Origin of the sequence: Gordonia liuliyuniae, from assembly GCF_021739025.1 — a bacterium.
GTDB lineage: Bacteria > Actinomycetota > Actinomycetes > Mycobacteriales > Mycobacteriaceae > Gordonia > Gordonia liuliyuniae.
In genome coordinates this window covers 526,371-553,183 of record NZ_JAKKOT010000003.1, presented here as the reverse complement: position 1 = coordinate 553,183, position 26,813 = coordinate 526,371, and the positions used below count along the sequence as shown (strand labels likewise).

The 26,813-nt window shown below is 66.9% G+C and carries 25 protein-coding genes and 2 tRNA genes; 12 read left to right on the top strand and 15 right to left on the bottom strand.

What is annotated here, in order from left to right; all coding sequences use genetic code 11:
- Positions 1-4 precede the first annotated feature (4 nt).
- Positions 5-364: a hypothetical protein gene (locus L5G28_RS07345; protein ID WP_236996356.1), complete on the bottom strand. Its 360-nt coding sequence runs from the start codon at positions 362-364 to the stop codon at positions 5-7.
- A gap of 74 nt (positions 365-438) precedes the next feature.
- On the opposite strand from L5G28_RS07345, the gene hisN reads away from it, so the two are divergent.
- The 6 genes from hisN to L5G28_RS07315 all read left to right on the top strand — a co-directional run bounded on the left by hisN (position 439) and on the right by L5G28_RS07315 (position 7,037).
- Positions 439-1,248, top strand: a complete 810-nt coding sequence (gene hisN / locus L5G28_RS07340) for a histidinol-phosphatase (RefSeq protein WP_237000936.1) — start codon at positions 439-441, stop codon at positions 1,246-1,248.
- 43 nt (positions 1,249-1,291) lie between these two features.
- Positions 1,292-1,951: an MBL fold metallo-hydrolase gene (locus L5G28_RS07335; RefSeq protein WP_237000935.1), complete on the top strand. Its 660-nt coding sequence runs from the start codon at positions 1,292-1,294 to the stop codon at positions 1,949-1,951.
- A gap of 166 nt (positions 1,952-2,117) precedes the next feature.
- Positions 2,118-3,485 carry an acyl-CoA dehydrogenase family protein gene (locus tag L5G28_RS07330; RefSeq protein ID WP_237000934.1) on the top strand — a complete coding sequence of 456 codons (1,368 nt, stop codon included), beginning with the start codon at positions 2,118-2,120 and terminating at the stop codon, positions 3,483-3,485.
- Positions 3,486-3,510: 25 nt separating this feature from the next.
- Complete coding sequence (locus tag L5G28_RS07325; protein WP_237000933.1) at positions 3,511-4,737, top strand: acyl-CoA dehydrogenase family protein; 1,227 nt, start codon at positions 3,511-3,513, stop codon at positions 4,735-4,737.
- 234 nt (positions 4,738-4,971) lie between these two features.
- Positions 4,972-6,369 carry a lipase family protein gene (locus L5G28_RS07320; RefSeq protein WP_237000932.1) on the top strand — a complete coding sequence of 466 codons (1,398 nt, stop codon included), beginning with the start codon at positions 4,972-4,974 and terminating at the stop codon, positions 6,367-6,369.
- A gap of 41 nt (positions 6,370-6,410) precedes the next feature.
- Positions 6,411-7,037, top strand: a complete 627-nt coding sequence (locus tag L5G28_RS07315; RefSeq protein ID WP_237000931.1) for a TetR/AcrR family transcriptional regulator — start codon at positions 6,411-6,413, stop codon at positions 7,035-7,037.
- Positions 7,038-7,174: 137 nt separating this feature from the next.
- Here L5G28_RS07315 and L5G28_RS07310 read toward each other — a convergent pair whose 3' ends face one another.
- Complete coding sequence (locus L5G28_RS07310; RefSeq protein WP_237000930.1) at positions 7,175-9,055, bottom strand: acetate--CoA ligase; 1,881 nt, start codon at positions 9,053-9,055, stop codon at positions 7,175-7,177.
- 339 nt (positions 9,056-9,394) lie between these two features.
- On the opposite strand from L5G28_RS07310, the gene L5G28_RS07305 reads away from it, so the two are divergent.
- The gene (locus L5G28_RS07305) at positions 9,395-9,718 is read left to right on the top strand and encodes a transglycosylase family protein (RefSeq protein WP_236996348.1); all 324 of its coding nucleotides are present in this window, start codon (positions 9,395-9,397) and stop codon (positions 9,716-9,718) included.
- A gap of 1 nt (position 9,719) precedes the next feature.
- Here the strand turns inward: L5G28_RS07305 and L5G28_RS07300 are convergent, their stop codons facing one another.
- From L5G28_RS07300 to L5G28_RS07275, 6 genes are all read right to left on the bottom strand, one after another.
- Positions 9,720-10,154 (bottom strand): hypothetical protein, encoded by a 435-nt coding sequence (locus tag L5G28_RS07300; protein ID WP_237000929.1) that lies wholly within the window; start codon positions 10,152-10,154, stop codon positions 9,720-9,722.
- Positions 10,155-10,166: 12 nt separating this feature from the next.
- Positions 10,167-10,418, bottom strand: coding sequence for a hypothetical protein (locus tag L5G28_RS07295; RefSeq protein ID WP_237000928.1), 252 nt, complete (start codon positions 10,416-10,418; stop codon positions 10,167-10,169).
- Positions 10,415-10,858, bottom strand: a complete 444-nt coding sequence (locus L5G28_RS07290; RefSeq protein WP_237000927.1) for a hypothetical protein — start codon at positions 10,856-10,858, stop codon at positions 10,415-10,417. Before L5G28_RS07290 ends, L5G28_RS07295 begins: the two co-directional genes overlap by 4 nt.
- 137 nt (positions 10,859-10,995) lie before the next feature.
- A tRNA-Met gene (locus tag L5G28_RS07285) sits at positions 10,996-11,069 on the bottom strand.
- A 166-nt stretch (positions 11,070-11,235) separates the two neighbouring features.
- Positions 11,236-11,309 (bottom strand) — tRNA-Met (locus L5G28_RS07280).
- 105 nt (positions 11,310-11,414) lie between these two features.
- Entirely contained in the window at positions 11,415-12,662 is a 1,248-nt protein-coding gene (locus L5G28_RS07275; RefSeq protein ID WP_237000926.1) for an MCE family protein, read from the bottom strand.
- A gap of 197 nt (positions 12,663-12,859) precedes the next feature.
- On the opposite strand from L5G28_RS07275, the gene L5G28_RS07270 reads away from it, so the two are divergent.
- Positions 12,860-13,150, top strand: a complete 291-nt coding sequence (locus L5G28_RS07270; RefSeq protein WP_237000925.1) for a hypothetical protein — start codon at positions 12,860-12,862, stop codon at positions 13,148-13,150.
- A 78-nt stretch (positions 13,151-13,228) separates the two neighbouring features.
- Here the strand turns inward: L5G28_RS07270 and L5G28_RS07265 are convergent, their stop codons facing one another.
- Positions 13,229-16,210, bottom strand: coding sequence for a UPF0182 family protein (locus tag L5G28_RS07265; protein ID WP_237000924.1), 2,982 nt, complete (start codon positions 16,208-16,210; stop codon positions 13,229-13,231).
- Positions 16,211-16,347: 137 nt separating this feature from the next.
- Here L5G28_RS07265 and L5G28_RS07260 point away from each other — a divergent pair, with 137 nt between their 5' ends.
- Positions 16,348-16,917, top strand: a complete 570-nt coding sequence (locus L5G28_RS07260; protein ID WP_237000923.1) for a PPA1309 family protein — start codon at positions 16,348-16,350, stop codon at positions 16,915-16,917.
- 13 nt (positions 16,918-16,930) lie between these two features.
- On the opposite strand, the gene L5G28_RS07255 is transcribed toward L5G28_RS07260, so the two are convergent.
- Entirely contained in the window at positions 16,931-17,983 is a 1,053-nt protein-coding gene (locus L5G28_RS07255) for a YlbL family protein (RefSeq protein ID WP_236996341.1), read from the bottom strand.
- 71 nt (positions 17,984-18,054) lie between these two features.
- Between L5G28_RS07255 and L5G28_RS07250 the strand changes: the two genes are divergently transcribed.
- From L5G28_RS07250 to L5G28_RS07240, 3 genes are read left to right on the top strand one after another with little or no spacing between them, the layout of a single operon-like run.
- A complete protein-coding gene (locus L5G28_RS07250) occupies positions 18,055-19,428 on the top strand; it encodes a zinc-dependent metalloprotease (protein ID WP_237000922.1) in 1,374 nt (457 codons plus the stop codon).
- A 53-nt stretch (positions 19,429-19,481) separates the two neighbouring features.
- Positions 19,482-20,297 carry a hypothetical protein gene (locus L5G28_RS07245; RefSeq protein ID WP_237000921.1) on the top strand — a complete coding sequence of 272 codons (816 nt, stop codon included), beginning with the start codon at positions 19,482-19,484 and terminating at the stop codon, positions 20,295-20,297.
- Between the two features lie 57 nt (positions 20,298-20,354).
- A complete protein-coding gene (locus tag L5G28_RS07240) occupies positions 20,355-21,668 on the top strand; it encodes an ABC1 kinase family protein (RefSeq protein ID WP_237000920.1) in 1,314 nt (437 codons plus the stop codon).
- A gap of 118 nt (positions 21,669-21,786) precedes the next feature.
- Here L5G28_RS07240 and L5G28_RS07235 read toward each other — a convergent pair whose 3' ends face one another.
- The 5 genes from L5G28_RS07235 to L5G28_RS07215 form a co-directional block, all read right to left on the bottom strand.
- Positions 21,787-22,065, bottom strand: coding sequence for a WhiB family transcriptional regulator (locus L5G28_RS07235; RefSeq protein ID WP_237000919.1), 279 nt, complete (start codon positions 22,063-22,065; stop codon positions 21,787-21,789).
- A 390-nt stretch (positions 22,066-22,455) separates the two neighbouring features.
- Positions 22,456-24,453 (bottom strand): ATP-dependent helicase, encoded by a 1,998-nt coding sequence (locus tag L5G28_RS07230; RefSeq protein WP_237000918.1) that lies wholly within the window; start codon positions 24,451-24,453, stop codon positions 22,456-22,458.
- Between the two features lie 83 nt (positions 24,454-24,536).
- On the bottom strand, positions 24,537-24,794 hold the full coding sequence (locus L5G28_RS07225; RefSeq protein ID WP_237000917.1) for a mycoredoxin: 258 nt from the start codon (positions 24,792-24,794) through the stop codon (positions 24,537-24,539).
- A 49-nt stretch (positions 24,795-24,843) separates the two neighbouring features.
- Positions 24,844-25,749, bottom strand: coding sequence for an NAD(+) diphosphatase (nudC, locus tag L5G28_RS07220; protein ID WP_237000916.1), 906 nt, complete (start codon positions 25,747-25,749; stop codon positions 24,844-24,846).
- Positions 25,749-26,807, bottom strand: coding sequence for a potassium channel family protein (locus L5G28_RS07215; protein ID WP_237000915.1), 1,059 nt, complete (start codon positions 26,805-26,807; stop codon positions 25,749-25,751). Before L5G28_RS07215 ends, nudC begins: the two co-directional genes overlap by 1 nt.
- Positions 26,808-26,813 lie beyond the last annotated feature (6 nt).

Below are 26,813 nucleotides of genomic sequence, written 5' to 3'. Positions count from 1 at the left end.
TGAATCAGCCTACCGAGTCCGACAGGGTGCCGAAACGCCAGGTGGAATCCTCCTTGCCCGGCTTGAAGACGACGGGCTGGTCCAGACCGGGGTACGGCTCGACGGCCCCGGCAGGCACGACGATCCGCCCATAGACTTCCGCGGGCGAGGAATCGGCCGCCATGATCGTCCCGGCGACGGTGCACAGGCGGGCCCCGTCGCGGTCGGGGTCGCCGAGGACCGCGCTCGTGACCGTCATGACGCCTTCGACGTAGCCGCGTGCGGCGCTCGCACTGCCGAACCCCTGACCGCGGCGCGACATGTACAGCGAGACCACCGTGGCGATGAGGAACACGAGCAACAGCGCGGAGATCCAGTTCGGCATGGCCGCCATGGTACCTGCGAGTCTGCGTCGTCACGCCCCGTCGTGGCGGGTCGATGCTGGTAGCCTCGTCAGCCGTGGCCACCCTCCCAGACGGTTCTGTGTACGCGTCCGATCTCGCCCTCGCGCTGGACCTGGCGGACGCCGCCGACGCACTCACGACCGCCCGTTTCGGCGCGCTCGATCTGCGGGTCGATTCGAAACCGGATCTGACGCCGGTCTCCGACGCCGACCTCGCCTGCGAGCGTCTGATCCGTGCCCGGCTCGACGCCGACCGCCCGGACGACGCGGTGCTCGGGGAGGAGTTCGGCGGCGACGCCGTCCTGGACGGCAGACAGTGGGTGGTCGACCCGATCGACGGCACCAAGAACTTCGTCCGCGGCGTCCCCGTGTGGTCGACGTTGATCGCACTGCTCGTCGACGGCGTGCCCGTCGTCGGCGTGGTGAGCGCACCGGCGCTGAACCGTCGTTGGTGGGCGTCGTCGGGGGACGGTGCATTCGCGTCGTACGACGCAGGCGAGCCGCGACATCTCCGCGTGTCAGGAGTCGACGAGATCGAATCGTCGTCGCTGGCCTTCTCGAGCCTGTCCGGGTGGGCCGACCGCGGTATCCGCGACGATTTCATCGCTCTCACCGACCGCGTGTGGCGTGTCCGCGGCTACGGCGACTTCTTCAACTACTGTCTGGTCGCCGAGGGCGCGGTCGACGTGGCCGCCGAACCCGAAGTCTCGCTGTGGGACCTCGCCCCGCTCGACATCCTAGTCCGCGAAGCGGGCGGCCGGTTCACCGCGTTGGACGGGACACCGGGACCGGCAGGCGGGAGCGCCGTCGCGTCGAACGGACGGCTGCACGACGAGGTGCTCGCTGCCCTGACGTCGGACCGCTGACCCGGCGAACGACGCTGCACAGAGCGAGTAGTGTCCCGGAAGTATGAGGTTCACCCATCTTCTGCACTCTTGCGTACTGGCCGAACACGACGGAACCCGAGTGCTCTTCGATCCGGGCACGTTCGCGTCCGGATTCGAGGAGTTGACGGGCCTCGACGCGATCCTGGTGACCCACCAGCACGCCGATCATGCCGATCCGGCGCGGCTTCCCGCGCTGGTCGCCGCCAATCCGAACGCGGTCCGCAACGCCGATCCGCAGACGGCCGCACAGCTCAATGAACACGGCGACGCCGGGATCTGGTCGGTGATCGGACCTGGCCAGGTGGTGCGTGTCGGCTCCGTGACGGTCCGCGGGACGGGTGGCCGACACGCGGTGATCCATCCGGAACTTCCAGTCGTGGACAACATCTCGTACATCCTCGACACCGACGAACAACCCGGGGCGTTCTGCCATCCGGGCGACGCTCTCTACATTCCGTTCGAGAAGATCGACGTCCTGGCCATCCCCGCCGCCGCACCGTGGCTCAAGCTCAGCGAACCCGTCGACTACCTGCGCGCAGTGAATCCGCGTGTCGCGTTTCCGATCCACCAGGGAGTGCAGTCGTCGGCAGGAGTCACGATCCACAACAGCCGTATCGCCGACATGGCGCCCGCTGGCACCGACTTCCGCACGTTGGAGGCCGGAGTTCCGACACAGCTGTAAGGCCCTGCGGTAGGGCACCACAGCAGGCGGCCGCGGTAAACGCACCTAAGAGCGATGCGCTGCCCGTCGGGGGTGACAACCTCCTTACCGGCGAGTAAGGTCAGTTCTTACTACGGAGTAAGAATCACTCCCCCATTGAAATTCGCTCGAGAGACCTGGTGAGGAAATGACCACGAATACCGCACCCCGCGACGAGTCAGCCGTCGGCGCCGCACCCCACAAGCGCACCGCGATCGGCACGGCGATGCGCGTACTGACCGCGATCACCGGCTCCGAGGTCGCCGAGAAGTACGGCCTCCGCGAGCCCATCAATCGCGTCGCCTACGAGGCCACCAAGACGGGCTTCAAGACCCTCGGCGCCGCCAATCGCGCGTTCACCCAGGTCTCGGGCGTCGGCAAGCCGCAGCGCCCGGCGACCTCGTCCAAGGGCTACTTCGACCTGAACCCCGACGACGAGCAGTCGATGATCGCCGAGACCGTCAAGGAGTTCTCCACCGAGATCCTTCGGCCCGCGGCGTACGACGCAGACGCGGCCGCGAGCGCGCCCGAGGACATCCTCAAGCGGTCGGCCGAACTCGGCATCACCATGATCAACGTGCCCGAGGAGCTCGACGGTGCGGCGACCGATCGCAATGTGGTCACCAACGCACTGGTCGCCGAGGCGATGGCCTACGGCGACATGGGTCTGGCCGTTCCACTGCTCGCACCGAGTGGTGTCGCGACCACCCTCACCAACTTCGGCAGCGACAGCCAGCAGCGCACCTACCTGCCTGACTACGCGGGCGAGAACGTCCCGACGTCGGCCGTCGTGATCGCCGAGCCGAAGCCGCTGTTCGACGCTTTCGCCCTGGCCACCAAGGCGACGCGCGTGCCAAGCGGCTACCGACTGTCCGGCGTCAAGAGCTTCGTCCCGGCCGCGGGCAGCTCCGAGCTGTTCATCGTCGGCGCGCAGCTCGACGGCCGTCCGGCGCTCTTCATCGTCGAGTCGGACACCAAGGGTCTGTCCGTCGAGGCCGATCCGGGCATGGGTCTGCGCGCGGCGGGCATGGGCCGCCTGGTCCTCGACGACGTCTCGGTCCCGACCGGCGCGCTGCTCGGCGAAGTCGAGGGCGATCAGGCCGCCGACGCATACCGCGACGTAGTCCGACTCTCGCGTCTGGGCTGGTCGGCGCTGGCCGTCGGCACCGCCACCGCGATGCTCGACTACGTGGTCCCCTACGTCAACGAGCGCGAAGCGTTCGGTGAGCCGATCTCCAACCGCCAGGCGGTCGCGTTCATGGTCGCGAACATGGCGACCGAGATCGACGGCCTGCGATTGGTGACGCTGCGCGGCGCGTCGCGCGCCGAGCAGGGTCTGCCCTTCGCTCGCGAGGCGGCACTCGCCCGCAAGTTGACGATCGACAAGGGCTTGCAGGTCGGCCTCGACGGCGTCCAGTTGCTCGGTGGCCACGGTTTCACCAAGGAGCACCCGGTCGAGCGCTGGTACCGCGACCTGCGCGGTGCGGGCATCGGCGAAGGCGTCGTCGTCCTCTGAGAGGGCGGACGATCAAGGAGCACACATGGCTATCAATCTGGAACTGCCGAAGAAGCTGGACACGACGATCGACCAGGCGCGCCAGGCCGCGCTGCAGATCTTCCGTCCGATCAGCCGCAAGTACGACCTCGCCGAGCACACTTACCCGGTGGAGCTCGACACCCTCGCCAGCCTGTACAGCGGCCTCGCGGCGACCGGGCAGGCGGGCGCGGGCGCAGCCGGTGGGCGCGGCGACGCGAACAAGGAGCGCCCGGAGGGCTACGTCGCCAACGGCGGCAACATGCAGTCGGTCCTCAACTCGATGTGGGCGTCGTACGGGGACGTCGCGCTGATGCTGTCGATCCCCTACCAGGGGCTGGGCAACGCGGCGATCGCCGCGGTCGCGACCGATGAACAGCTGGAGATGCTTGGCGGCGGCGACGAGGTGTGGGCGTCGATGGCGATCACCGAGCCGAGCTTCGGCTCCGACTCGGCCGCGGTCACCACGACCGCGACCCGCGACGGCGACGACTACGTCATCAACGGCGAGAAGATCTTCGTCACCGCGGGCTCGCGTGCATCACACATCGTGGTGTGGGCGTCGGTGGACCGCAGCCTCGGTCGTGCCGCGATCAAGAGTTTCGTCGTCCCGCGCAAACACCCGGGCGTCACGATCGCCCGGTTGGAGCACAAGCTCGGCATCCGTGCGTCGGACACCGCGGTGATCCGATTCGAGGACTGCCGCATCCCGAAGGAGTACCTCCTCGGTTCACCGGAGGTGGACGTCAAGAAGGGCTTCGGCGGGGTCATGCAGACCTTCGACAACACGCGACCGATGGTGGCGGCGATGGCCGTCGGTGTCAGCCGGGCGTCGCTGGAAGAACTGCGCACGCTGCTGGAGGACGCAGGCGTCGAGATCGACTACGACCGCCCCGCTGCCGACCAGTCGGCGGCTGCTGCCGAGTTCATCCGCCTGGAGGCCGACTGGGAGGCGTCGTACCTCCTGACATTGCGTGCGGCGTGGATGGCCGACAACAAGGAGCCGAACTCGCTCGAGGCATCGATGTCGAAGGCCAAGGCCGGACGCACCGGCACCGATGTGACCAACAAGGCCGTCGAGCTCGCCTCGACATACGGCTACTCCGAGCGCACGCTCCTGGAGAAGTGGGCGCGCGACTCGAAGATCCTGGACATCTTCGAAGGCACCCAGCAGATCCAACAGCTGATCATCGCTCGCCGTGTGCTCGGGAAGAGCAGCGCCGAACTGAAGTGACTTGAGTTCGTTCCATACGAGACCCCCGCCCTCTTTCGGGCGGGGGTCTCGTGCGTGTTGTGACAAGTGGACGACGCTGCGCAACAACGGGTTCCGTCCATCACTGCTTTTGGGACTGCATTCGGAACCGCCACTGCGGTGGATGCTTGTGTGCCGGATCACTGTGAGGGTAGTCTCTCCCTCATATTGTGAAACACGTTCGTTTCACCCACATATTCACGAGGAGATACTTCGATGCGCCGACCGTTCGTCTTGACGCTCGTGGCCGCGGTGGCGGCCGCTCTCACGGCGGGCGCCGTCGCCGCACCGGTGACGGCCGCACCCCAGAGCGCGAACCCGAAGATCGCGCCCGCACCGCTGCTCCCGCTCCCCCAGGAGCTCGACCCGTCGTTCTACCGTCCGTCGCCGAAGAGGCTCGCCGCCGCCGAGAACGGCGAGATCATCGCGGCCCGTCGCATCACCCCCGCCAATTTCGGCGCCGTCCCGATCAACGTCGACGCCTGGCAGCTCTCGTTCCGGTCGACGAACACGTCCGGTGAGGCGATCCCGGCCGTCACGACCGTCCTCAAGCCCCGCGGCACCGTCAAGAAGGGCCCGCGCAAGGTGATCTCCATGCAGCTCGCCGAGGACTCGACGGCCGGCTACTGCGCAACCTCGTACGCCGTGCAGCATCTCAACGCGTCGTCGCTCCTCGGCCAAGCCGTCGCCCCCGCCGAACTCCTGATCGCCCAGGGCTTCCTCCACCAGGGGTACGCCGTCGTCTTGCCCGACCACGAAGGTCCCGAGCACGCGTACGCGGCGGGGCCGCTCGGCGCCCGCATCACTCTCGACAGTCTGCGCGCCGCCAGGTCGTTCGCGCCGTCGAGCATCAGCGACGCGTCGCCGATCGGCCTCTACGGCTATTCCGGCGGAGCGATCGTCACCGGGCACACCGCCGAGATCAAGCAGTCGTACGCCCCGGAACTGAATATCGTCGGCGCGGCCGAAGGGGGCGTGCCCGCCGACCTGAAGGTCGTGCTCAATGCCGCGCAAAACAACGTCACGAGCGGCCTGGTCCTCGGTGCGATCGCGGGACTGACCCGCGAGTACGACTACTTCGACAAGTTCCTCGACACGCACCTCAACCCGGCCGGCAAGGCACTCCTCGCCGCGAAGGGCCCGCTCTGCGTCCAGTACCAGGCGCTGACGTTCCCATTCCTGAACAACAAGGGATTCATCAACTGGCCCGGCGACCCGCTCGCGGCTCCGCCCGTCAAACGGGTCCTCACCGAGACCAAAATGGGCAGCATCCGGCCCGACATGCCGATGTACATCTGGAACTCGGCGCTCGACGAGGTGATCCCGGTCGGCCAGGTGGACACCATGGTCCGTTCGTACTGTCGCACGGCCGGACCGTCGATCACCTACACGCGCGATCACCTGTCCGAGCATATGATCGGCGAAGTGTCCGGCGCACCGATGGCATTGCTGTGGTTGACGGACCGACTCGACGGAAAACCCGCCGAGCCGGGCTGCACGACCCACGACGAACTCTCCATGGCGACCGACGCGGAGTGGTGGCCGACCTTCTCACAGACGATCGGCGCGGACCTGTCGGCACTTTTCGGCGCCGCCCTCGGCAAGGGGAAGTGATCGGTCGCCCCACGCAGCGGGCGCCCCACTAACCTGGTGCAGTGACCGAGACCCGAAACTACCGTGGCCGATCGATGGACGAACGCCGCACCGAACGTCGCGAGCGCTTCCTCGATGCCGCGTTGACCCTGTTCGGGACGACCGGGTACGCGGCGACGGCGGTTCCCGCGGTCTGCAAGGCCGCCGGGCTGTCGTCGCGGCAGTTCTACGAGTTGTTCTCCGATCGCGAAGATCTGCTCCGCGCGCTGTACGACCGGGTGCAGGACGAATCGATGACGGCTGTCTCCGAGGCGCTGGATGCGGCATTGAGCTCCACCGGAATCACTGTCGAGGAGGTGCTCGACGCCGGTATCAGAGCGTTCGTCGAGTACTACGCGTCGAGTACCGAACGCACCAGGGTGAGCTTCGTCGAGGTCGTCGGCGTGAGCCCGCGCTTCGAAGATCACCGGCACTCCCGGCGCGGCGAGTGGACGACGCTGCTCGACTCGGTGACCACCCTCGGACACGAGCGCGGTCTCGCCCTCAGCACATCGCCGCCCCTCGTGTGGAGCGGTTACATCGGTGCGGTGAACGCGCTGATCGTCGAACGCTCGGTGAACCCGGAGGTGACGGTCGATGAGCTGATGGACGCCATGCGCCGTCTGCTCCGGCCGGGCGCCATCGGGTGATTAGCCCGGATCTCTACCGTCTAAGCCTGCCGGCTACGGCTTCACGCACACTTTGGCACTCGAACCGCTCCTGGAGAACGGTTCGAGTGCCATCGTTCGTCAGCGGTGGCCGTCCTGCATCCGCACCCCGGCGACGGTCAGTGACCGAGCTGGTCGATCAGTGCGTCGAGGACCGCCGGGTCCTCGATGGTCGACGGGACCGCGTACTCTTCGCCGTCGACGATCTGCCGCATCGTCTTGCGCAAGATCTTGCCTGAGCGGGTCTTCGGCAGCGCGTCGACCACGGTGACGTCGCGGAAGGTCGCGACCGCACCGATCTCGTCGCGCACACGCTTCACGAGCTCGGTGCGGAGCGTGTCGCCGTCGATGTCGACTCCGGCCTTGAGGACCACGTAGCCGCTGGGGCGCTGGCCTTTCAAGTCGTCGTGGATGCCGACCACCGCGCATTCGGCGACGGCCGGATGCGCGGCGACCACCGCTTCGATCGCACCCGTCGACAAGCGGTGCCCGGCGACGTTGATGACGTCGTCCGATCGGCCCAGCACGAACACGTAGCCGTCGGAGTCGATGTAGCCGGAGTCGCCCGTCAGGTAATAGCCGTCGAAGGTGTTCAGGTACGACGCCCGGAACCGGGCCTCGTCGCGCCACAGTCCGGCGAGCGTGCCCGGCGGCAGCGGCAGTCGGACGACGATGTTGCCTTCGCCGCCGGCCGCGACCGGCGCGCCCGCCGCGTCGAGGATCTCGACGCGGTAGCCCGGCACCGGGACCGTCGGCGATCCGGCTTTGATCGGCATCGGTTCGAGGCCGCACAGGTTCGCCACGATCGCCCAGCCGGTCTCGGTCTGCCACCAGTGGTCGACGACGGGCACGCCGAGGACCTTCGACGCCCACGTGAACGTGTCGGGGTCCAGCCGCTCGCCCGCCGCGAACAGGGTGCGCAGCGATGAGACGTCGTACTTCGCGAGTTCGGCGGCGTCGGGGTCGGCTTTGCGCACGGCGCGGATCGCGGTCGGCGCGGTGAACAGCGCGACGGCACCGTGGTCGGAGATCACTCGCCAGAACGCGCCCGCATCCGGGGTGCCGACGGGTTTGCCCTCGTACATGACGGTGGTGGCGCCGACCAGCAGCGGGCCGTACACGATGTAACTGTGGCCGACCACCCAGCCGACGTCGGACGCCGTCCACCACACCTCGCCGGGTGAGATGCCGTAGACGTTCTTCATCGACCAGGTGAGCGCGACGGCGTGGCCGCCGTTGTCGCGGACCACACCCTTCGGCTTACCCGTCGTGCCTGACGTGTAGAGGATGTACAGCGGATCGGTCGCGGCGACGGCGGCGGGTTCGGCCGGCGCCGCGCCTGCGACCTCGGCGTCCCAGTCGAGCCATCCGCCGTGATCGGCTGCCGACCCGGGGACCTCGTCGCGGTTCTTGACGATCACGGTGCGCGGCGTGACGGCGGCCTTCTCGATCGCGGACGCGACGAGGGGGAGGTATTCGATGACCCGGCCCGGCTCGAGGCCGCCGGACGCGGTGACGACAGCGACCGGTTCGGCGTCGTCGATACGGGTCGCGAGCTCGGGTGCGGCGAATCCGCCGAACACCACCGAGTGGACCGCGCCGATGCGCGCGCACGCGAGCATCGCGATCGCGGCCTCGGGGATCATCGGCATGTAGATGACGACGCGGTCGCCCGCTGCGACGCCCTGTGCGGTGAGGACTCCGGCGAAGCGCGCGACCTCGTCGAGCAACTGCCGATAGGTGTACCGCTTCACCGTGCCGGTCATCGCCGAATCCCAGATCAGCGCGTCCTGGTCGCCGCGGCCGGCAGCCACGTGTCGGTCGAGTGCGTTGACACTCGTGTTGAGCGACGCACCGGGGAACCATCGGTAGATCGGGGCGGCGGTATCGTCGAGGGCCGCTGTCGGCGGGCTGATCCAGTCGACATCGCGGGCTGCGTCGAGCCAGAAGCCCTCCGGGTCGTCGGTACTGCGGGCAAACTCGTGCGCGTAATCGGACATGGGTCAACGGTATCGGCCGAACCCCCGATCATGAGTGCGGTTCGGCGTCGGAACGCCCTTCCTGATCGACCAACGGGCACATTCTCCCGGTGAGCGGTGCCACTTTTACGGCGTGTGACCAGTCACAACAAGGCTGTTTCAGATCACGGATCGATAACGGTCCGATGATGCCGATGACCTGCGGAAACCCCGGACACACCCTCGCTTGCTCCAGCTAGCACATTGTGACGGGCCCCACGAAACCGGGTGTGACCTTAGCTTTCACAGCACGTAGCGTCGCCTCCGACCCGTTGAGCGGCACCGATGAAACTGGTGCCGAACCGATACAGGAGTACACCTATGAGCTTGAAGAAGATCGCCATCCGTACCGCCGTCGCCGGCGCACTGACCGTCGCACCGCTGGCCATGACCGCGGGCATCGCGTCGGCCGACACCGGCCACAACTGGGATGCCGTCGCCGACTGCGAGAGCGGCGGCGACTGGTCGATCAACACCGGCAACGGCTACTACGGCGGACTGCAGTTCTCGCAGGAGACGTGGGCGGCCAACGGCGGCTCCGGCAGCGCCTCGGACGCGTCCCGCGAAGAGCAGATCCGCGTCGCCGAGAACGTCCTCGCCACGCAGGGTCCCGGCGCGTGGCCGGTGTGCGGCGCCTACCTGTAGGTCAGCCCCACGAGCGTGACTGCTCGACGATGAAGCCCGCGATGATCACGGCGCTTCCCCCGACCTCGCCCACGATGAGCGCCACCATGGCCGCCGTCATCGTGGGCGAGTTCGGGTGCATCTGATTGTCGGTGTCACGCAGCGCGCCGTGCAGACAGTACGACGCGATAGCCGAGACGAAGAAGAATACGACGACCGCCAGCGCCACCGTGTTGACGACGGTGCTCCAGGCACTGAACTGGACGAAGACGGCGAGCAGCCCGGTCGCGAACGCGTACATCAGCGCGGCTCGGTGCGCGATGTCCACGTAGATGTGCGCGTGCCCGGTGGGGCTGCGCATGATCTGTGCGAACTTCCACACGCCGAGCAGCAGCGCCCAGAGGAAGATCACGCCGGCCGCGATCAACGCCACCTGCGTGGCGGTCGTCAGAGTCATGAGTCGATGATGTCATGCAGCGCGCGGGCGTCGTCTGACGACGTTCGCCAACGGCGACCGCGCCGCCACCCACGCGCCGGCGTCGACGTCGACCCACGTCGCGACCTCGACCGCTGCGCGCAGGTCGGCCAACAGATCGCGACGGTGGATCGGTTCGTGATGCGCCGCCCGGTTTCGGACGGTGACGAGCCCGGCGAGGTTGCGTTCCACTCGGTGACGTCGTTCCCGGATGTCGCGGTAGCCGTTCGGGAACGCCTTGTTCAAGGCGGGCACCCACAGCGGCACAGATATCGCTGGGCCACCAGGCACCGCCAGAATCCGAAGCCGAGTTCGGCGACCGCCTTTCCATGGAAGTCGTTCCCGCCGCTCGACGACTCAGCCGCACGGCACGCACGTTCCAGGTCGGCGAGCGCTCGACCATCGACTGGGATCGAGTCGAACCAGGAGTCCTCGCCGCGGCGCGCGGCCCACGCCGTCAGCTGCGAGTCCATCGCGTTGCGTGCGATCACCTCGACCATCGCGACGGTCACCAGCACAGCGGCCGACGCGACGACGTTCCAGTCGTACAACCGCAGCGCCCCGTGCAGGTCACCACGCGCCGCCGCCCGGTAAGACCGCAGGCGGATCGGCGTGATCGCCCGCCCCACCGCGCCCTCGTCCCACTCCAGCTGCCACTCCGGCTCCGGTTCCAGCGCTGCTGACATCTCGACACCCCCGTATCGCCGACTCGCACCGAATGTACGACGCGCCTACGACAACGACAGCGTCGCCGGACCATGCGAGCGACCGGGCATGAGAAAGAAGAAGACCCGCACCGTCTCCGGTGCGGGTCTTCTTTTAGTAGCGGGGGCAGGATTTGAACCTACGACCTCTGGGTTATGAGCCCAGCGAGCTACCGAGCTGCTCCACCCCGCGTCGCCTTCGTGCATCATTATCGTACCGCACGACCCGCCCCTGCCCGAAATCCGCCCGGATGTTCGAGGCTGCGCCGTGGACTCCGGTTCACGGCGCACGCCCTCCCCAGGAAATGCGAAAGACCTCCTGGCCGGTAATCAATACCTGACCAGAAGGTCTTTCCTCGTAGCGGGGGCAGGATTTGAACCTACGACCTCTGGGTTATGAGCCCAGCGAGCTACCGAGCTGCTCCACCCCGCGCTGCGCCTGCCACGTTACACAGCGGTGAACAGCAGAGGCAAATCAATTGGCCGACAGCGTGACTGACGACACCTGCGGGGCGGCTGATCATCGACCCCGCCCCGCTCAGCGCTGGCGCACACCCATCAGACCGGCGAGCTGAGTGGCGATCGGGTTGAGGTTCAGCTTGTCGGGGTCGGCCTTGGGCTTGTCGTCCCACGGTTGGCCGAACTCCGGATTCGACAGGTCGGCGTTGTTGGCGCCGCGCACCGCCGTCGGATTGCCGGTCTCGACCGCGCAGCCCGCCTTCGTGTTGAACGGGAAGTCGTCGTAGTTGACGTCGAAATCCGGGTCTTTGCGCTTGATCTCGTCGAGCATCGTCTGCGTGCTCTCGTAGCCGCGCGTGCAACTCGCCGGATTGCCGGTCTCCAGCACGATCCCGAACTTGATCTGGCCGCCCCCGGACGACGTCGTATGGCTGCTCGCCGACAGCGACGACAGCATCGCGAACGTCATGCCGGTCGAGAACGACGTCGGCGCGATCTCGTGCACCGTCGACCCCAGTTGGTGGATCAGGGTCGTCGCGTCCTCACCGTTGGTGTCGAGGAAGTGCGTCAGCGCGCTCGCCGCGCGCGGGCCGTCGGTCAGGATCCGCCGCAGCGCCGGGTCGGACGACTCCAAGGTCGCGGCGACGACGTCCAGGTTCTTGGACCATTCGAGGATCTGGTCGGACTGCTCGGCCTGCGTCGCCAGGACTGGGTTCGCGTTCGTGATGAGCCCGATGGTGTCGTCGAGGTTCTCCACGCCCGTCTTCGACAGTTTGTCGAGCGAGTCGATGAGTCGGCTCAGATTCTCGCCCTGGCCGTCGAACGCCTTGCCGAGTTCGGTGACGGTGGTGCGCAGCGCGTCGACGGGCACCGTCTCGGTCAGCGTGATGGCTGACGCGAGGACCTCGTCGAGCTTCGGCGGGTACCTGATGTCGTCGATCACCGAGCCGTCGTGCAGGTACGGCCCCGTGTCGGAGGTGGGCTGGAGGTCGATGAACTGCTCGCCGATCGCCGACCGGTTCGCGACGACGGCCGCCGCGGACTCGGGGATCTTCGCGGCGCCGGACTCCATCACCAGCGTCACCTCGATGCCGTCCGCCGTCATCTGCATGTCGCGGACGCGTCCGGCCGCCACGCCACGGTAGGTGACTTCGGCTTCGGGGAAGATGCCGCCCGCGTCGGTCATCTCCAGCTTGACGCGGTAGACGCCGACACCGACCGCTTCGTCCATCCGGGCATACCGGATCCCGCCGTAGACCGCAGCGATGATGCCGACGAGGAGGACGACGACCAACTGGATCTTCACCAGGCGACTGAGCGGTGGCATGGAGACCTTTCTCGTAATGTGCCGGAACCCGACCATCCGACCAGTGAAGTCTAGGCGTCCGCGCACACCGCGGACCACTCCCGCACCGACCGCGTGAGCAACGATCACAACGCACATTGATGTGATTAGATTCACATTCGAGGTATGGTGAGATCCACCTGGACCGGACGAACGGCCCACGCACGTCAGGAGGCGACATGTCCAACTCTGATATCCACCACCACGAACCGCACGGAAATCACCCGATGAGCTTGATCGCGTTCGGTCTGCTGCTCATCGGCGGTGCCCTCTCGGCACTGTGGGTCATCACACTGGCCGGCCTACCTGAGAACCGGACTTTGAACATCACCTACGGTGTGCTCGCATTGGGTTGCCTGGTGTCCACGGCGATCATCTTCCGGTACCTGACCACCCACCTCCACCACTCGCCGGTCATGCCGGACAACACGCCGTCCGAGATCGAACGCTATCTGTCGAAGGTTCGCTGACTTCCCTGAGGACGAACGACGGCGCCCGCCCCGAGAGCCTCGGGGCGGGCGCCGTCGTTCGCGCTTGGTCCGCCAGTGTCAGTTCCCGGCTTGCGGGTACTTCGCCAACGCCTCCTTCAGATTCTTCAGTGCCTCACCGATCTGCGCGAGGTCGCCGCTCTTCTCGGCCTGCGTCATCTGATCCACGGCTCGACGGAGTTCGGTGACTGCCGCCTCGTCGGGGGCGTCGGACGGTGTGGGCGTCGTCGGCACCGACGGGCCGGTCTGCCCCTGCTCCTCGTCACCGTCCCCGCGCTCGGCTTCCGGCTCGGTGGCCAGACGCGGATCGATCCCCGACTGCATCAACGCTTCACCGATGGTGGGCGCAGCCCCGATCTCGACCTGCCCGTCCGGAGCCTTGTAGTACGTCAACATCCGGAACACCTTCGGCATGGCGGAGTCGCCGGCCTTCGACTCGGTGTACAACGGCTGGACGTACAACACGCCGTTCTTGCCGACCGGCAGGGTCAACAAGTTGCCGTAGATGACGTTGACCGAGCCCGCGACGAGCGTGATATCGCGTGCGACGGCGTTCTTCATCGCTTCCTGCACCTGTCGCGGACCGACCGTCTGCGAGTCCGTCGGCGTGGTCAGCACCGTCAGCTTGCCGTAGTCGGCCGGGTCGGACGCCGCCGTGATGTAGGCGGCGAGGTTCTGCCGTCGGAGCGGCGTCGTCACCGACGTCAACTGGAACGACGGTTTGCCACTCCCGTCCGGGTTGGCCGCCGTGAAGTAGTACGGCGGCTGCGGCAGGTTGCTGTCGTCCGCGGTCGGATCATTCGGCACGGACCAGAAGTTGTTCGCCTGGTAGAAGTCCGACGGATTGCTGACGTGGTATTTCGTCAGCAGTTCGCGCTGCAACTTGAACAAGTCCTCCGGGTACCGCAGGTGGCTGAGCAGGTCCGGCTTCTTATTCAGTTCCGACCGCGGCTTCACTGTTCCCGGGAACGCCTTCATCCAGGTCTTCAGGACCGGATCGTCCTCGTCGAACTGGTAGAGCTGGACTTTCCCCGTGTAGGCGTCGACGGTGGCCTTCACCGAGTTCCGGACGTACGAGACGTCCTTGTCGGCCTGAGTCCTGCCCGACTCGCCCGCGTTCTGCGCCCGCGAATCGGTCGTCGCGTCGGCCAACGCCATCCGCTGCGCGTACGGGTAGTTCTTCAACGTCGTGTAGCCGTCGACGATCCACTTGATCGATCCGTCCGCCATGACCGCCGGATACGTCTTCGAATCGGTGGTCAGCCACGGAGCGACCTTCGACACGCGGTCCCGCGGGTCGCGGTCGTAGAGGATGCGCGAGTTGTCGTTGATCGCGTCCGACAGGACGAAGTTCCGCTCGCCGTACTTGATCGCGTACAGCAGCCGGGTACCGATGTTGCTGAGGGCGACACCGCCGTCGCCGCCGTACGTGTACCGGACGCCCTCCTGGTCGTACTCGGTCTTCTCCCCGTCCTTGGAACCGACGATCGCGTAATCCGGGTCGACGTTGGAGATGAGTTCGCCGAAGTAGATGCGCGGCTGCTTCACCTGGATGGGCGCCGACTTGTAGTCGGGTTTGTTGATCGTGTCGAGGTCGGAAACATAGAACTTGGGGAGCCCGCCGCTGTCCGAACTCGCCGCGTCCTTCGGCGGCGCGTCCACCGTGTTCGCAGGCGCGGCGATGAACCCGTTGCCGTGCGTGTACACCGTGTGCTTGTTGATCCAGTTCTGCTGGCCCTCGTTGAAGCGCGACGGGTCGAGCTCACGCGCGGCGACGATGAAGTCCCGCATCTCCTTCTGCTGGCTGCCGTCGTCGGCCACCATGTACCGGTCCACGGCGAGCTGGCTCGGGAATCCGTAGAAGTTGCGCAACGACTGGCGCTGCACGAACGAGCGGGACACGACGGCAGGGTCGAGCACTCGGATGTTCGAGAGCGTCGAGACGTCGCCGTTCACCGCGGCCGGGTTCGCCGGATCACGCGTCCAGTTCGACTCGTATTCGACGTCCTTTCCGGAACGGACCCGGTAGGCCGACGTCGTCGCGTCGATGTTCCGTTCGATGTACTCGGCTTCCTTGCTCGCAGCACTCGGCTTCACCGAGAACTGCTCCATCGCGGCAGGCCAGATGACACCGATGACCAACGCCGCCAACAGCATCAGGACAGTCGCCATCGCCGGGATCCGCAAGTCGCGCAAAAAGATCGACGCGAAGAATGCGAGCGCGCACACGATGGCGATGGCCATCAGGATCAACTTCGACGGCATCACGACATTGATGTCGGTGTAGGTGCCGCCGGTGAAGATGTCACCGCGCCGATCGCTGCTGAGCAAGTCGTACCGGTCGAGCCAGTAGGCGACCGCCTTGAGCAGGATGAAGATTCCGACGATGACCGCCAACTGGATGCGTGCGGTGCGCGACACCACGCCTCGCCGCCCGCCGCCGCCCAGGCGGATGCCGCCGAAGACGTAGTGGGTCAGCAGGTTGCCGATGAAGGCGACGCCGACCGCGACGAACGCCAGGTTGAGGATCAACCGGACGAAGGGCAGCGTGAAGGCGTAGAAGCCGATGTCCATACCGAACTGCGGATCAGTCTCACCGAACGACTCGCCGTGGATGAACATCTGGATCGTCGCCCACGACGCCTGCGCCACGAGTCCCCCGATGAGCCCGAGCAGAATCGCCGGGATCAACGCGGTGAGCCACGGCTTCCGACCCGCGACCGCCCGATAGCGTTCGAGCGGATCGGCGGGCCCTGCCATCGGGACGAAGTCGGGCCGACCCCGGTATGCGACATAGACGCCTGCGAACACGATGCCGCCGACGACCAGCGCGGCGACGAAGAACGAGATGATTCGAGTCCACACCATCGTCGACATGACGCCCGAGTATCCGAGGTCCGAGTACCAGAGCCAGTCGGTGATGATCGCGACCAGGCGAGGCCCGATCAGCAGGATCAGCAGCAGTGCGACACCGATTCCGATCAGTATTTTCGATCTCCGCGACAGCGTCGGTCGTCCGATCGGACCGCGTGTACCAACCACGTTGAGTTCTCCTGTTTCTTTGAGGCCACCGCCGGAGCAGGCACCGGCTCACCCCCTACCCTACTGATCCGGTCGAATCCGGCCGACACGACGACGTCCGACTTCACGGAGCCCGGGTCTCCTGTGACAATGGCGTCGTGACTTTCGGATCCGACTCTCCGCAGCGTTTCTCCCAAGCCGATCTCGGCAACGCCCTCGCCCAGTGCGCCGGCTACGCCGCCGCGAGCGAGTGGGGTTCGCCCGCCACCCTGTTCGCACTCGTCCCGACCGCGGTCCTCGCCCGACAGGCGCCAGGCCTCGTGGACGACGACGACGATTCGGCGTTGAGTCCGGTCGTCCAGGAGTCCGGCGACGGTGACCTCGAATCACTCCTGACCGCAGTCAGTTGGCCCGACGCGGTGGTCGGCTGCGCCGTCGTCACCGAGATCACGGTCCTGCCGCCGGAGGCCGAGTCGACGCTCGACGAGGCCTTCGAACCGCTGCTCGCCGACCCGGAGGCCGCAGACGCCGCCGCACGCGAAGCCGCGAAGACACATCCGGAACGTCGGGACGCTCGCCTCATCGCGGGGGTGCTGCGCAGCGGTCAGCGCGTCGCACTGCTGTCCCTGCGCGCCCGCGACGGCGAGGACCGCTCCGTCGAGGCCGATCTGCGGACCCACCCGACCCTCGCGCCGAACGTGTTGGAAGCGCTCGCCTCGACGTTCTGAACGATACGAGGCACTAGCAGTGCGGGCGCGGCTTGTCTGTGCCGAGCGTCTTCAGCGCGTCGACCGCGCCGCCGAGCGTCTCGATCTTGACCAGTTCGATACCGTCCGGAGCCTTCGACTCGGCGAGCGAGCAGTTGCCTGCGGGCACCAGGAACACCGTCGCACCCGCCTCTTTCGCTGCGCGGATCTTGTGGTCGATACCGCCGATCTCGCCGACAGTCCCATTCGGGTCGATGGTGCCGGTGCCTGCGACGAACTCGCCGTGCGACAGATCGCCGGGCGTCATCTGGTCGATGATCGACAAGGTCATCATGGTGCCTGCCGACGGCCCCCCGATGTCGCCGACGTCGAACGTGACGTCGAGAGACGGATCCGCGGGCACCGACCGCATGGTGATGCCGAGGTACGCCTTGGCGGGGTCGTCCGGCCGCTTCGCCAACGTGACCTTCGCGGTCTCCTCGGCGGTTCCACGCAGGAATACGACGTCGACGGTGTCGCCTGGCTTGTGCTCGGCGAGAACGTGCGCCACGTCGGCCATCGTCGTGACGGCGGTGCCGTCGATCGACTTGACTCGGTCGCCTGCGGCGAGCACCGTCGACGCTGGCCCCTTGTCGGCGATCTCCTTCACCCCGATCGCAGTCGGCTTGTTCAGGTAGTTGAAGGCGGCCAGGGTCGCATCGTCCTCGCTGGTCGACATCTGCGCGAGATTCTCCTGACGTACTTCTTCCTCGCTCGTGCCCGGCTTGTAGTACGACTCGCGCGGCTGCAGCTCAGCCGACGGCGACAGCCACTTGCCCAACGCCTGGAACAGGGTGAGACCGTCGAGCAACGACACCGTCGTCAGGTTCAAGTTGCCCTTCGGGTTCGGATCCACGGCGCCGGCTACCTTCACCACCCGTTCGGGTCCGGCATCGGTCTCCACGGTGCCGAGGGTGTTGACGGTGGGACCGGGGCCGAGTGAGACGTACGGGACCCGGACGAACATTCCGACGGCGATGAACGCGGCCAACAGAATGACCGCCACATAGATGGTGATGATCCGTCGGCGGTTGGGGTTGCTCGTCATCTGGCCCAGGGTAATCGAGCGCCGTGCGCCGAGCCCGGCGGGAGGCGCTCGACGAACGGTACCGTGGAGGCATGAACGATCTCCCCTTCGGGTTCTCGTCGCACGGCGACAACGACGACGACCGTGATGACAAGGCCCAGAATCCGGGTGCGGCAGGCGGTTTCGATCCCAACATGCTTGGGCAGCTGTTCAACCAGCTCGGCAGCATGTTCAGCGGAATGGGTTCGGGCGCTGGCGGCGGAGCCCAGTCCGGTCCCGTCAACTACGAGGTCGCGGCGAACCTCGCGCGCCAGCAGATCGGCGACTTCACTCCGATGGTCGACAAGGAGGCGTCCGCTGTCGCCGACGCCGTCCGACTCGCCGAGGTGTGGCTCGACGAGCAGACCACCCTGCCCGCAGGCATCACGACCACCGCGGCGTGGACGCCCGTCGACTGGTTGGAGAACTCCATGCCGACGTGGCGCACACTGTGCGACCCGGTCGCCGAACAGATGGCGCGCGGCATGACCGACAACCTCCCCGAAGAGGCTCGCACGATGGCCGGGCCAATGCTCGGCATGCTCAGCCAACTGTCCGGCAGCATGTACGGCAGCCAGCTCGGGCAGGGCCTCGGAACGCTCGCGAAGGGCGTGCTGACGTCCACCGACATCGGCTTGCCCCTCGCACCCGACAACACCGGTGTGCTGCTGCCCGAAGCGATCGCCCGCTTCTCCGAGGGCCTCGATCTCCCAGCACAGGAGATCATCGTGTTCCTCGCGGCCCGCGAAGCCGCGCACGTCCGCCTCTTCACGCACGTGCCATGGCTCAAGCAGCGGCTGCTGGCGACCGTCGAGCAGTACGCGCGCGGCATCAGCATCGACTTCTCCGGCATGCAGGACCTCGCACAGGGCATCGACCCGCAGGAACTGTTCACCGACCCCGAGAAGATGGAACAGCTGATGGGTTCGGCTGCGGCATTCGAACCGAAGACCACCCCCGATCAGCAGGCTGCGCTCAACCGACTCGAGACGCTCCTCGCCCTCGTCGAAGGCTGGGTGGAGACCGTCGTCTCCGCGGCCCTCGGCGACCGTATCCCCAGCACCTCGGCCCTCACCGAGACGATGCGCCGCCGCCGCGCGACCGGCGGTCCCGCCGAGCAGACATTCGCGACTCTCATCGGTTTGGACCTTCGTCCGCGCAAGCTCCGGGAGGCCGCCGACCTGTGGCGCAAGCTCACCGAGGCGTCAGAGGTCACCGTGCGCGACGGTGTGTGGGGCCACCCCGACCTGATGCCCGACTCCGACGACATCGACTCCCCCGCCGGGTTCATCGACAGTGTCATCGGCGGCGGCACCTCGTCGTTCGACGACCCGATCGCCGAACTCGAGCGGACCATCGCCAAGGAGAAGGAAGAGCGCGGGGACACCGGGGAACACGGGGACGAAGAAGACGACGCCGGACGGTAGCGCCTGTGGAATTCATCCTCGACGGAACGGTGCCGCGGTGACATCGTGAGGCTATGACGTCGGGGGGCGAACTGACACTGCCGGTTCTCGTGCCGGGAATACCGGTGCTGGCGCGCGGCGACTCCGGGGTGCACGTCGGATGCGATCCGCGATCGGCGATCGTGCTCGCCCTGACACCTGGAACCGATGCGCGCGCCGTCGCCGACCTCCTTCAGGCACTGCGCGTCCCGGTCCGTTACCGAGACATCGCCAAACGGGTACGCGCCGCGGGACTCGACGCAGCGTCGTTCCGCGCGATGGTCGACCGGCTCGTCGCCGCTGGCAAGGCCGCCGTCGTCACGCCACCGAGGAACATGCCCGTGCACGTCCTCGGCTCCGGTGACGTCGCGACGGCCCTGTCGGTGTCGTTGACGAGTGCGGGCGTCAAGGTCCACGGCGCCGCCGACGGCGCCGGACTCGTCGTCGTCGCCGACCAGCCGGTCCCCGACCCGATCCTCGTCACTACCCTGATGGCGTCGGCGACACCGCATCTGAGCGTGCACCTCCGTGACGGTGTCGGGATCGTCGGCCCACTCGTCCTGCCGGGCACATCGGCGTGCCTGCGGTGCGTCGACCTGTACCGCGCCGACCTCGATCCGCAGTGGCCGGTCCTCGCCGCGTCGATGAACGCGATCGCGGGCTACGCTTCGTCCGCCGTCCTCGCGGCGACCGTCGCCGTCGCGTGCTCGCAGATCGAGGAGATCACCGCGGTGTCGGCCCGCGCGACACCTGCCTGCGTCGGTCGAACGTTCGAATTCTCCGACCACCCGGCACGGCTGTCCTCGCACGCTGTGACCCCACACCCGCGGTGTATGTGCGTTGTTGCATAGCTCACCTGATCCCAATTCCGGGCCGTCCACTATCCTCAGAGGCGGGGAAAGGACACCATGAGCGACATCACTCGCGGCCAAGGCCGTCGTAACGCGAAACTGGCATCGCTGCCACTGGGTATGGCCGGTCGTGCCGTCGGCGGATTCGGCAAGCGTATGACCGGTCGGAGCAGAGACGAAGTCAACGCCGAACTCATGAACAAGACCGCGGAACAACTGTTCTCGGTCCTCGGCGAATTGAAGGGCGGCGCGATGAAAGTCGGCCAAGCCCTGTCGATCATGGAAGCGGCGATCCCCGACGAGTTCGGCGAACCATTCCGTGAAGCGTTGACGAAACTGCAGGCCGAGGCGCCGCCGATGCCAACGGCCACCGTCCACAAGGTCCTCGACCAACAGCTCGGCACCAAATGGCGCGAGCGTTTCGTCTCCTTCGACGACGAGCCCGCCGCGTCCGCCAGCATCGGCCAGGTCCACAAGGGTCTGTGGAAGGACGGACGTGCCGTCGCCGTCAAGGTTCAGTATCCGGGTGCCGACCACGCGCTCAAAGCCGACCTGAAGACGTTGAGCCGCATGTCGGGTCTCATCCAGAAGCTGTCGCCCGGTACCGACGTCAAATCCATGTTCGACGAGCTCATCGACCGTACGGAGGACGAGCTCGACTACATCTCCGAAGCCGACAACCAGCGCGCGTTCGCGAAAGCCTTCGACGGCGACCCCGATTTCGTGGTCCCGAAGGTCGTCGCCAGCGCACCGAAGGTCATCGTCTCCGAGTGGGTCGACGGTAAGCGGCTGTCCAAGATCATCACCGACGGCACCCAGGAGGAACGCAACGCTGCCGCGACCAAGATGACGACCTTCGAAGTCAGTTCGCCGTCGCGCGTCGGACTCCTCCACGGTGATCCGCACCCAGGTAACTTCTTCGTCCTCGACGACGGCAGGTTCGGAATCCTGGACTTCGGAGCGATCGGCCACTATCCGGACGGCCTTCCCGCACAGACTGGCCAGATCCTCGCGTTGGCCCGCGACAAGAAGTACGACGAGTTGCGCGACCTCATGGTCGAGCACGACTTCATCCGTGCGTCCCACGCCGACCGGGTGACCGCCGACGATCTCGCGAATTATCTGCAGCCGTACGTCGACCCGCTTTACAACGACACCTTCCACTTCACCCGCAACTGGCTTCAGCGCGCTGCCGGCCAGGCCACCGACCTCACGGGCGACGTATACAAGACCTCGCGCAACCTCAACGTCCCCCGCGAGTACGTCATGGTGTTCCGTGTCCTCATCGGCTGTGTCGGTATCGCCGCCCAGCTCAACGCCGAGGCGCCGTACCGCGCGATCATGGCGGAGTGGGTGCCGGGCATCGCTTGAGTCGGCCGAGCTCTACCGGCTGCATTCGTCAACCGACACCGCTCAGGACGAACAGCACCGTGGAGCGCGGTGCTCGGCCTGAGCGGTGTAGGTTTTGCGAGACGTGCGGGGCAGGGCGTCACGCGACCGGGTTTTTGCGTGGGCGGCCACGGGGACGCTTGCGGGCGACGACGGTGCCGCCGGAGAAGATCTCTCCGCCCCAGACGCCCCACGGTTCGGCGTTCTCAAGTGCGACCTCGAGGCACTGCACACGGAGCGGGCACTCCTGGCAGAGCGCCTTGGCCTGTTCGAGGTGGCCGGGTTGTTCTGCGAACCACAGGTCGGCTTCGGCGCTCTGGCAGGGCAGTTCGATGGCTTTTCGCCGGGCCGAGTTCGGCGACAGCATTGGGGTACTCATGAAGTCGGGCTTTCTCATCTGGTGATGAACGGGTGTTCTCGATGTGAACCCCGGCCGACTCGATCGACGAACGAGTAAGGCCACGGTCCGCTTATCGCGATTCGCCGTGGCCTCGTCGGTTCCGTGCTAGCTGGTGACTAGGTGGTTCGGAACGGCTGTCGACAGCCGAGACGGGGTACGGGGAATCGCCGGCGCGCTCGCGCGACAGCTCCTGCTGCTGCAGCGGCGTCTGGTGCCACATGCCAGGTGTTCTTGATCATTTCGCGCAACTCCCTTCCGTCTTCGTCTCCACCACACGCCGAGATGGGCGTGTCACTTACTCGGACTACTCTATGCGCGAGCTCAGACTCGCACAACCTATTTTCTACCTGCGGTTTTGCCGACTTCTGGTCAGCCGAAGAGACCGTCGTCGACGACCGCGAGGACTTCGGCTCCGATGACGTCGGTCCGTTCGGCTCCGAAGCCGCGGACCGCGGCCAACTCGTCGAGGCCGGTCGGGAGTTCCGTCGCGATCCGCCGGATCATCATCGTGCTCATCACGTTGACCGGTGCGATGTCTTGTCGTTTCGCGTAGTCGGCGCGCCACGCAGTCAACGCTTTGACCACGTTGCGGTCCGGTTCCTCGCGAATCTCGTCGAGCCGGGCGGCCGACGACGACGGGAGCAGCCCGTCGAGGAACTGGGAACGTTTACGGGACGAGCGGCGTCCGTCGCCGCGCGACAGACTCCACGACAGATGCAGGTTCTCGCGTGCCCGCGTCACCCCGACGTAGAACAGGCGACGTTCCTCTTCGATCTCCTCGCGGCTACCGGTCGCCCGTCCCAGCGGGACCGACCCCTCGTGGAGCCCGGTGAGGAACACCGCATCCCATTCGAGCCCCTTGGCGGCGTGCATCGACGATAGGGTGACCCCGTCGACGACGAGCGCATGCCGCGACTTCGACCGATTGTCGAGCTCTTTGACGACTGTCGGGAAGTCAGCGGACGGTCGCTCGGCTGCGATGCCTTCGACGATCTCGACGAGACGCAACAGCTGCTGCCACCGGGCTTTCGCGTTGGCGCCCGCCGGCTCTGCTTCGGTGAGCCCGACGGGGGCGAGCACGTGACGTACGGCGTCGATCACCGTCATCGGCGGCGGTGGCCCTTCGGCGAGTGTCGTGAGTCGGCGCATGGCGGCGACGATCTCGGGCCGCGCGAAGAACCCCTGATCACCGCGTACCTGGTATTCGATACCGGCCTCGGACAACGCTTCCTCGTACTGCTGGGATTGCGCGTTGACTCGGTACAGAATCGCGATTTCGGTCGCGGGTACACCGGCGCGCAGCAGCTTCTTGCACTCGGCGACGACGCACACGACTTCGCTCGCGGCGTCCTCGTTCTCGGAGAACACCGGCGTCGGCCCGGACGCACGCTGACCGACGAGCTGCAATCGTGTTCCCGCGATACGGCCGACGGCGTTGCCGATCACCCGGTTCGCCAGGTCGACCACTTCGGGTGTGGAACGGTAGTCGCGTTGCAGACGGACGAGGGTGGCCTCCGGGAAGCGGCGGGTGAAGTCGAGCAGATAGTCCGGGGTCGCGCCGGTGAAACTGTAGATCGTCTGGTTGGCGTCGCCGACCACCGTGAGGTCGTCGCGCTCCCCCAGCCACGCGTCGAGCAGATTCTGTTGGATGGGCGTGACGTCCTGATACTCGTCGACGACGAAACTCCGATAGCGCGTCCGGAACTCTTCGGCGATCGACGGCTCGGCCTGCAGGATCATCGTCGTGTAGATGATGAGGTCTTCGAAGTCGAGGAGTCGGTCGCCGTCCGGCGACACCTTCGCGTCCTCATAGGCGGCGAACACTTCGGCGACCGTCCGCGCATCGGTCGGCAGGTCGCGGTGGCCATCGGCCGCTGCCGCCGGAAAGTCGGCGGGCCCGATGTTCGACGACTTCGCCCATTCGATCTCCGACGCCAGATCACGGATCAGATCGCGGTCGGCCGAGTCGAGGCCTGCGTCCCGTGCGACACGAGAGACGAGCCGAAACTTGTTGTCGAGGAGTTCCCACCGGGCCGCCCCCATGACGCGGGGCCAGAAGTACCGGAGTTGGCGCAATGCTGCGGCGTGGAAGGTCTGGGCGACGACCGTCCCGCCGGGACCGGACACCCCGAGACCCGCGAGTCGCTCACGCATCTCGGCCGCGGCCCGCGCCGTGAACGTCACCGCCAGCACTTGAGTCGGATTCACCTGCCCCGACTCGATGAGGTGAGCGATCCGCCGCGTGATGGTCCTGGTCTTACCGGTGCCCGCCCCGGCGAGCACGCACACCGGGCCCCGAGGCGCCGTCACCGCCGCACGCTGCTCGGGGTCCAGTCCGTCCAGTGCGTTCGTCCGAGTCTCTGCCATCACCGCCACATCCCGACACTCTCACACGCCCCCGACAACTCTCGGTCCGCCGACGCGCGAGCGCGAACGAAGCGAGTGGTCCTCTACATCAACCCCAGCTTCGACATCACTTCGCCGACCGCGGGATTCGTCGCCGTCGACCCGTCGCCGTACAGTGCGGTCGGCACGACGTGATTGCCGCCGTTGACGGAGCCGACGAATTCGGCTGCGGCGGGGTCCGCTTCGATGTCGATCTCGGTGTAGTCGACGTCGTTGCGGTCCAGTCCGGCTTTGAGTCGGTTGCAGAACGGGCACCAGCTGGTGGTGTACAGGGTCAGTGCGGGGTTCGTCGCGTCGCTCATACGGTCAATCCCAGCACACCGCGCGCCGATCTCACCACTTCGGGGCACCTCACGCCCGCGGCGCGTGTGCCCACGATTCGATGAGGCTGCGGGCGATGGAGATCGATCCGGGCACCATCAGTCGGGTGTCGGGGTCGTCGGCTCCCCAGTCGGCGTTGCGGTCGAGTGCGGCGAGCACGTCGTCGCGGTGGAACCATCGAGCGTCGCCGAGTTCGCCGTCGCGGAGTTCGATCGGCTCGGCGGGATCGCCGACGGCTTCGAAACCGCACATGAGCGACCGCGGGAAGGGCCACGGCTGGGAGCCGAGGTATCGCGGATCGTGCACGGTGATGCCTGCTTCTTCGAGGGCTTCACGTCGCACGCACTGTTCCAGGGACTCGCCGGGTTCGACGAAACCGGCGAGTGTGGAGAACCATTTGTCGGGCCACACGGTCTGCCTGCCGAGGAGGACGTGGTCGGCTCCGTCGTGGATCACCATGATGACGGCTGGGTCGGTGCGCGGGAACTCGTCGACTCCTGCGTCGTTGCGCATCAGCCAACCGCCTTGCGCCGGGACGGTCGTCGAACCGTCGACGGGCGAATGGCCGGCGGCCCGATGCCAGTTGAGCATGCCGATGGCGGTGGCGAGGAGCCCGGCGTCGTCGTGCGACAGGCGGTGTGCGCCGGTGCGGGGGTCGGCGTGGTCGCCCGCCACGTGGTCGACTCGGACGGCCCACCGGTAGCCGTCGGCGTCGCCGAGGAACACCGCGCGTGCGGGCGGCTGGTCGCCGTCGGCGTGCTGCCAGGCGATGGCGCCGTCGGCGTCCACCGGGTAGCGCCCCTGGTGATCGACGTGGAGCACTGCGGCCCCGGCCCAGGCTCGGGCGAGCCGGTCGGGATGTTTCCGAATCTGGTCGGCGCGGTCGAATGCGGCGCGCGCCAGCATCGGTGGTTCGATGAGTTCGAACGTCGCCATCAGGCGGGGCCTCCCTGTCGGACGTAGAGGAGTCGGTCGCCCACCTCGATGGCCTCGACTTCCGGGTCGCCGACCCGGTACAGCTTCCCTTCGCGTACGACGCCGAGGACGAGGTCCTTGGTGTGTGCGGGCGAGCCGCCGGACTCGGAGGGCTCCACTTCGCGTTCGGCGATGGCGTAGCCCTCTTCGGGGCTGAGGAGGTCTTCGACGACTTCGACGACGGACGGGGTGATGGTCGCGATGCCGAGGAGTCGGCCTGCGGTCTCGGAGGAGACGACGACGGAGTTGGCGCCCGACTGTCGCATGAGGTGCGTGTTCTCGGCTTCGCGGATGGACGCGACGATCTTGGCGCGCGGGTTGATCTCGCGGGCGGTGAGCGTGGCCAGGACCGCGGTGTCGTCGCGGTTGGCGGCGATGACGATCGCAGCGGCGTACTGCACACCCGCCAGGCGCAGGACGTCCGACTTGGTGGCGTCGCCGCGGACGGTGACGAGGCCGTGAGCCGCTGCGGCTTCGAGCGCCGCGGTGTCGTTGTCGACGACGACGATCTCGGCGGGCTTACCCCCGTCTGCGATGACCGCGTCGACGGCGGTCCGTCCCTTGGTGCCGTAGCCGACGACGATCGTGTGGTTACGCACGCGGTTCCTCCAGTTCTGGATCTTGATGGCCTGTCGGGACCGTTCGGTGAGCACTTCCAGGGTCGTACCGATGAGCACGATCAGGAACAGCACGCGGAGCGGCGTGATGAAGATGACGTTCACCAGTCGCGCGGACTCGGTGACCGGTGTGACGTCGCCGTATCCGGTGGTCGACAGGGTGACCGCCGAATAGTAGAGCGCGTCGAGGTAGCTGAGCGCGGTGCCTTTCGCGTCCCGGTACCCGCCGCGGTCGAGGTAGACGACGATGGAGCAGACGAACAGCGCGATGAGCGCCCACAGGATGCGTTTGCCGATCGCCCGCGCCGGGCTCTGTTCGAGTTCCGGGATCCGGACGACGCCGACGAGCGCGTAGTCGGGCTCGTCTACCAGGCCGCCTCTGCGACGCAGTCGTTTGCGCACAGGCTG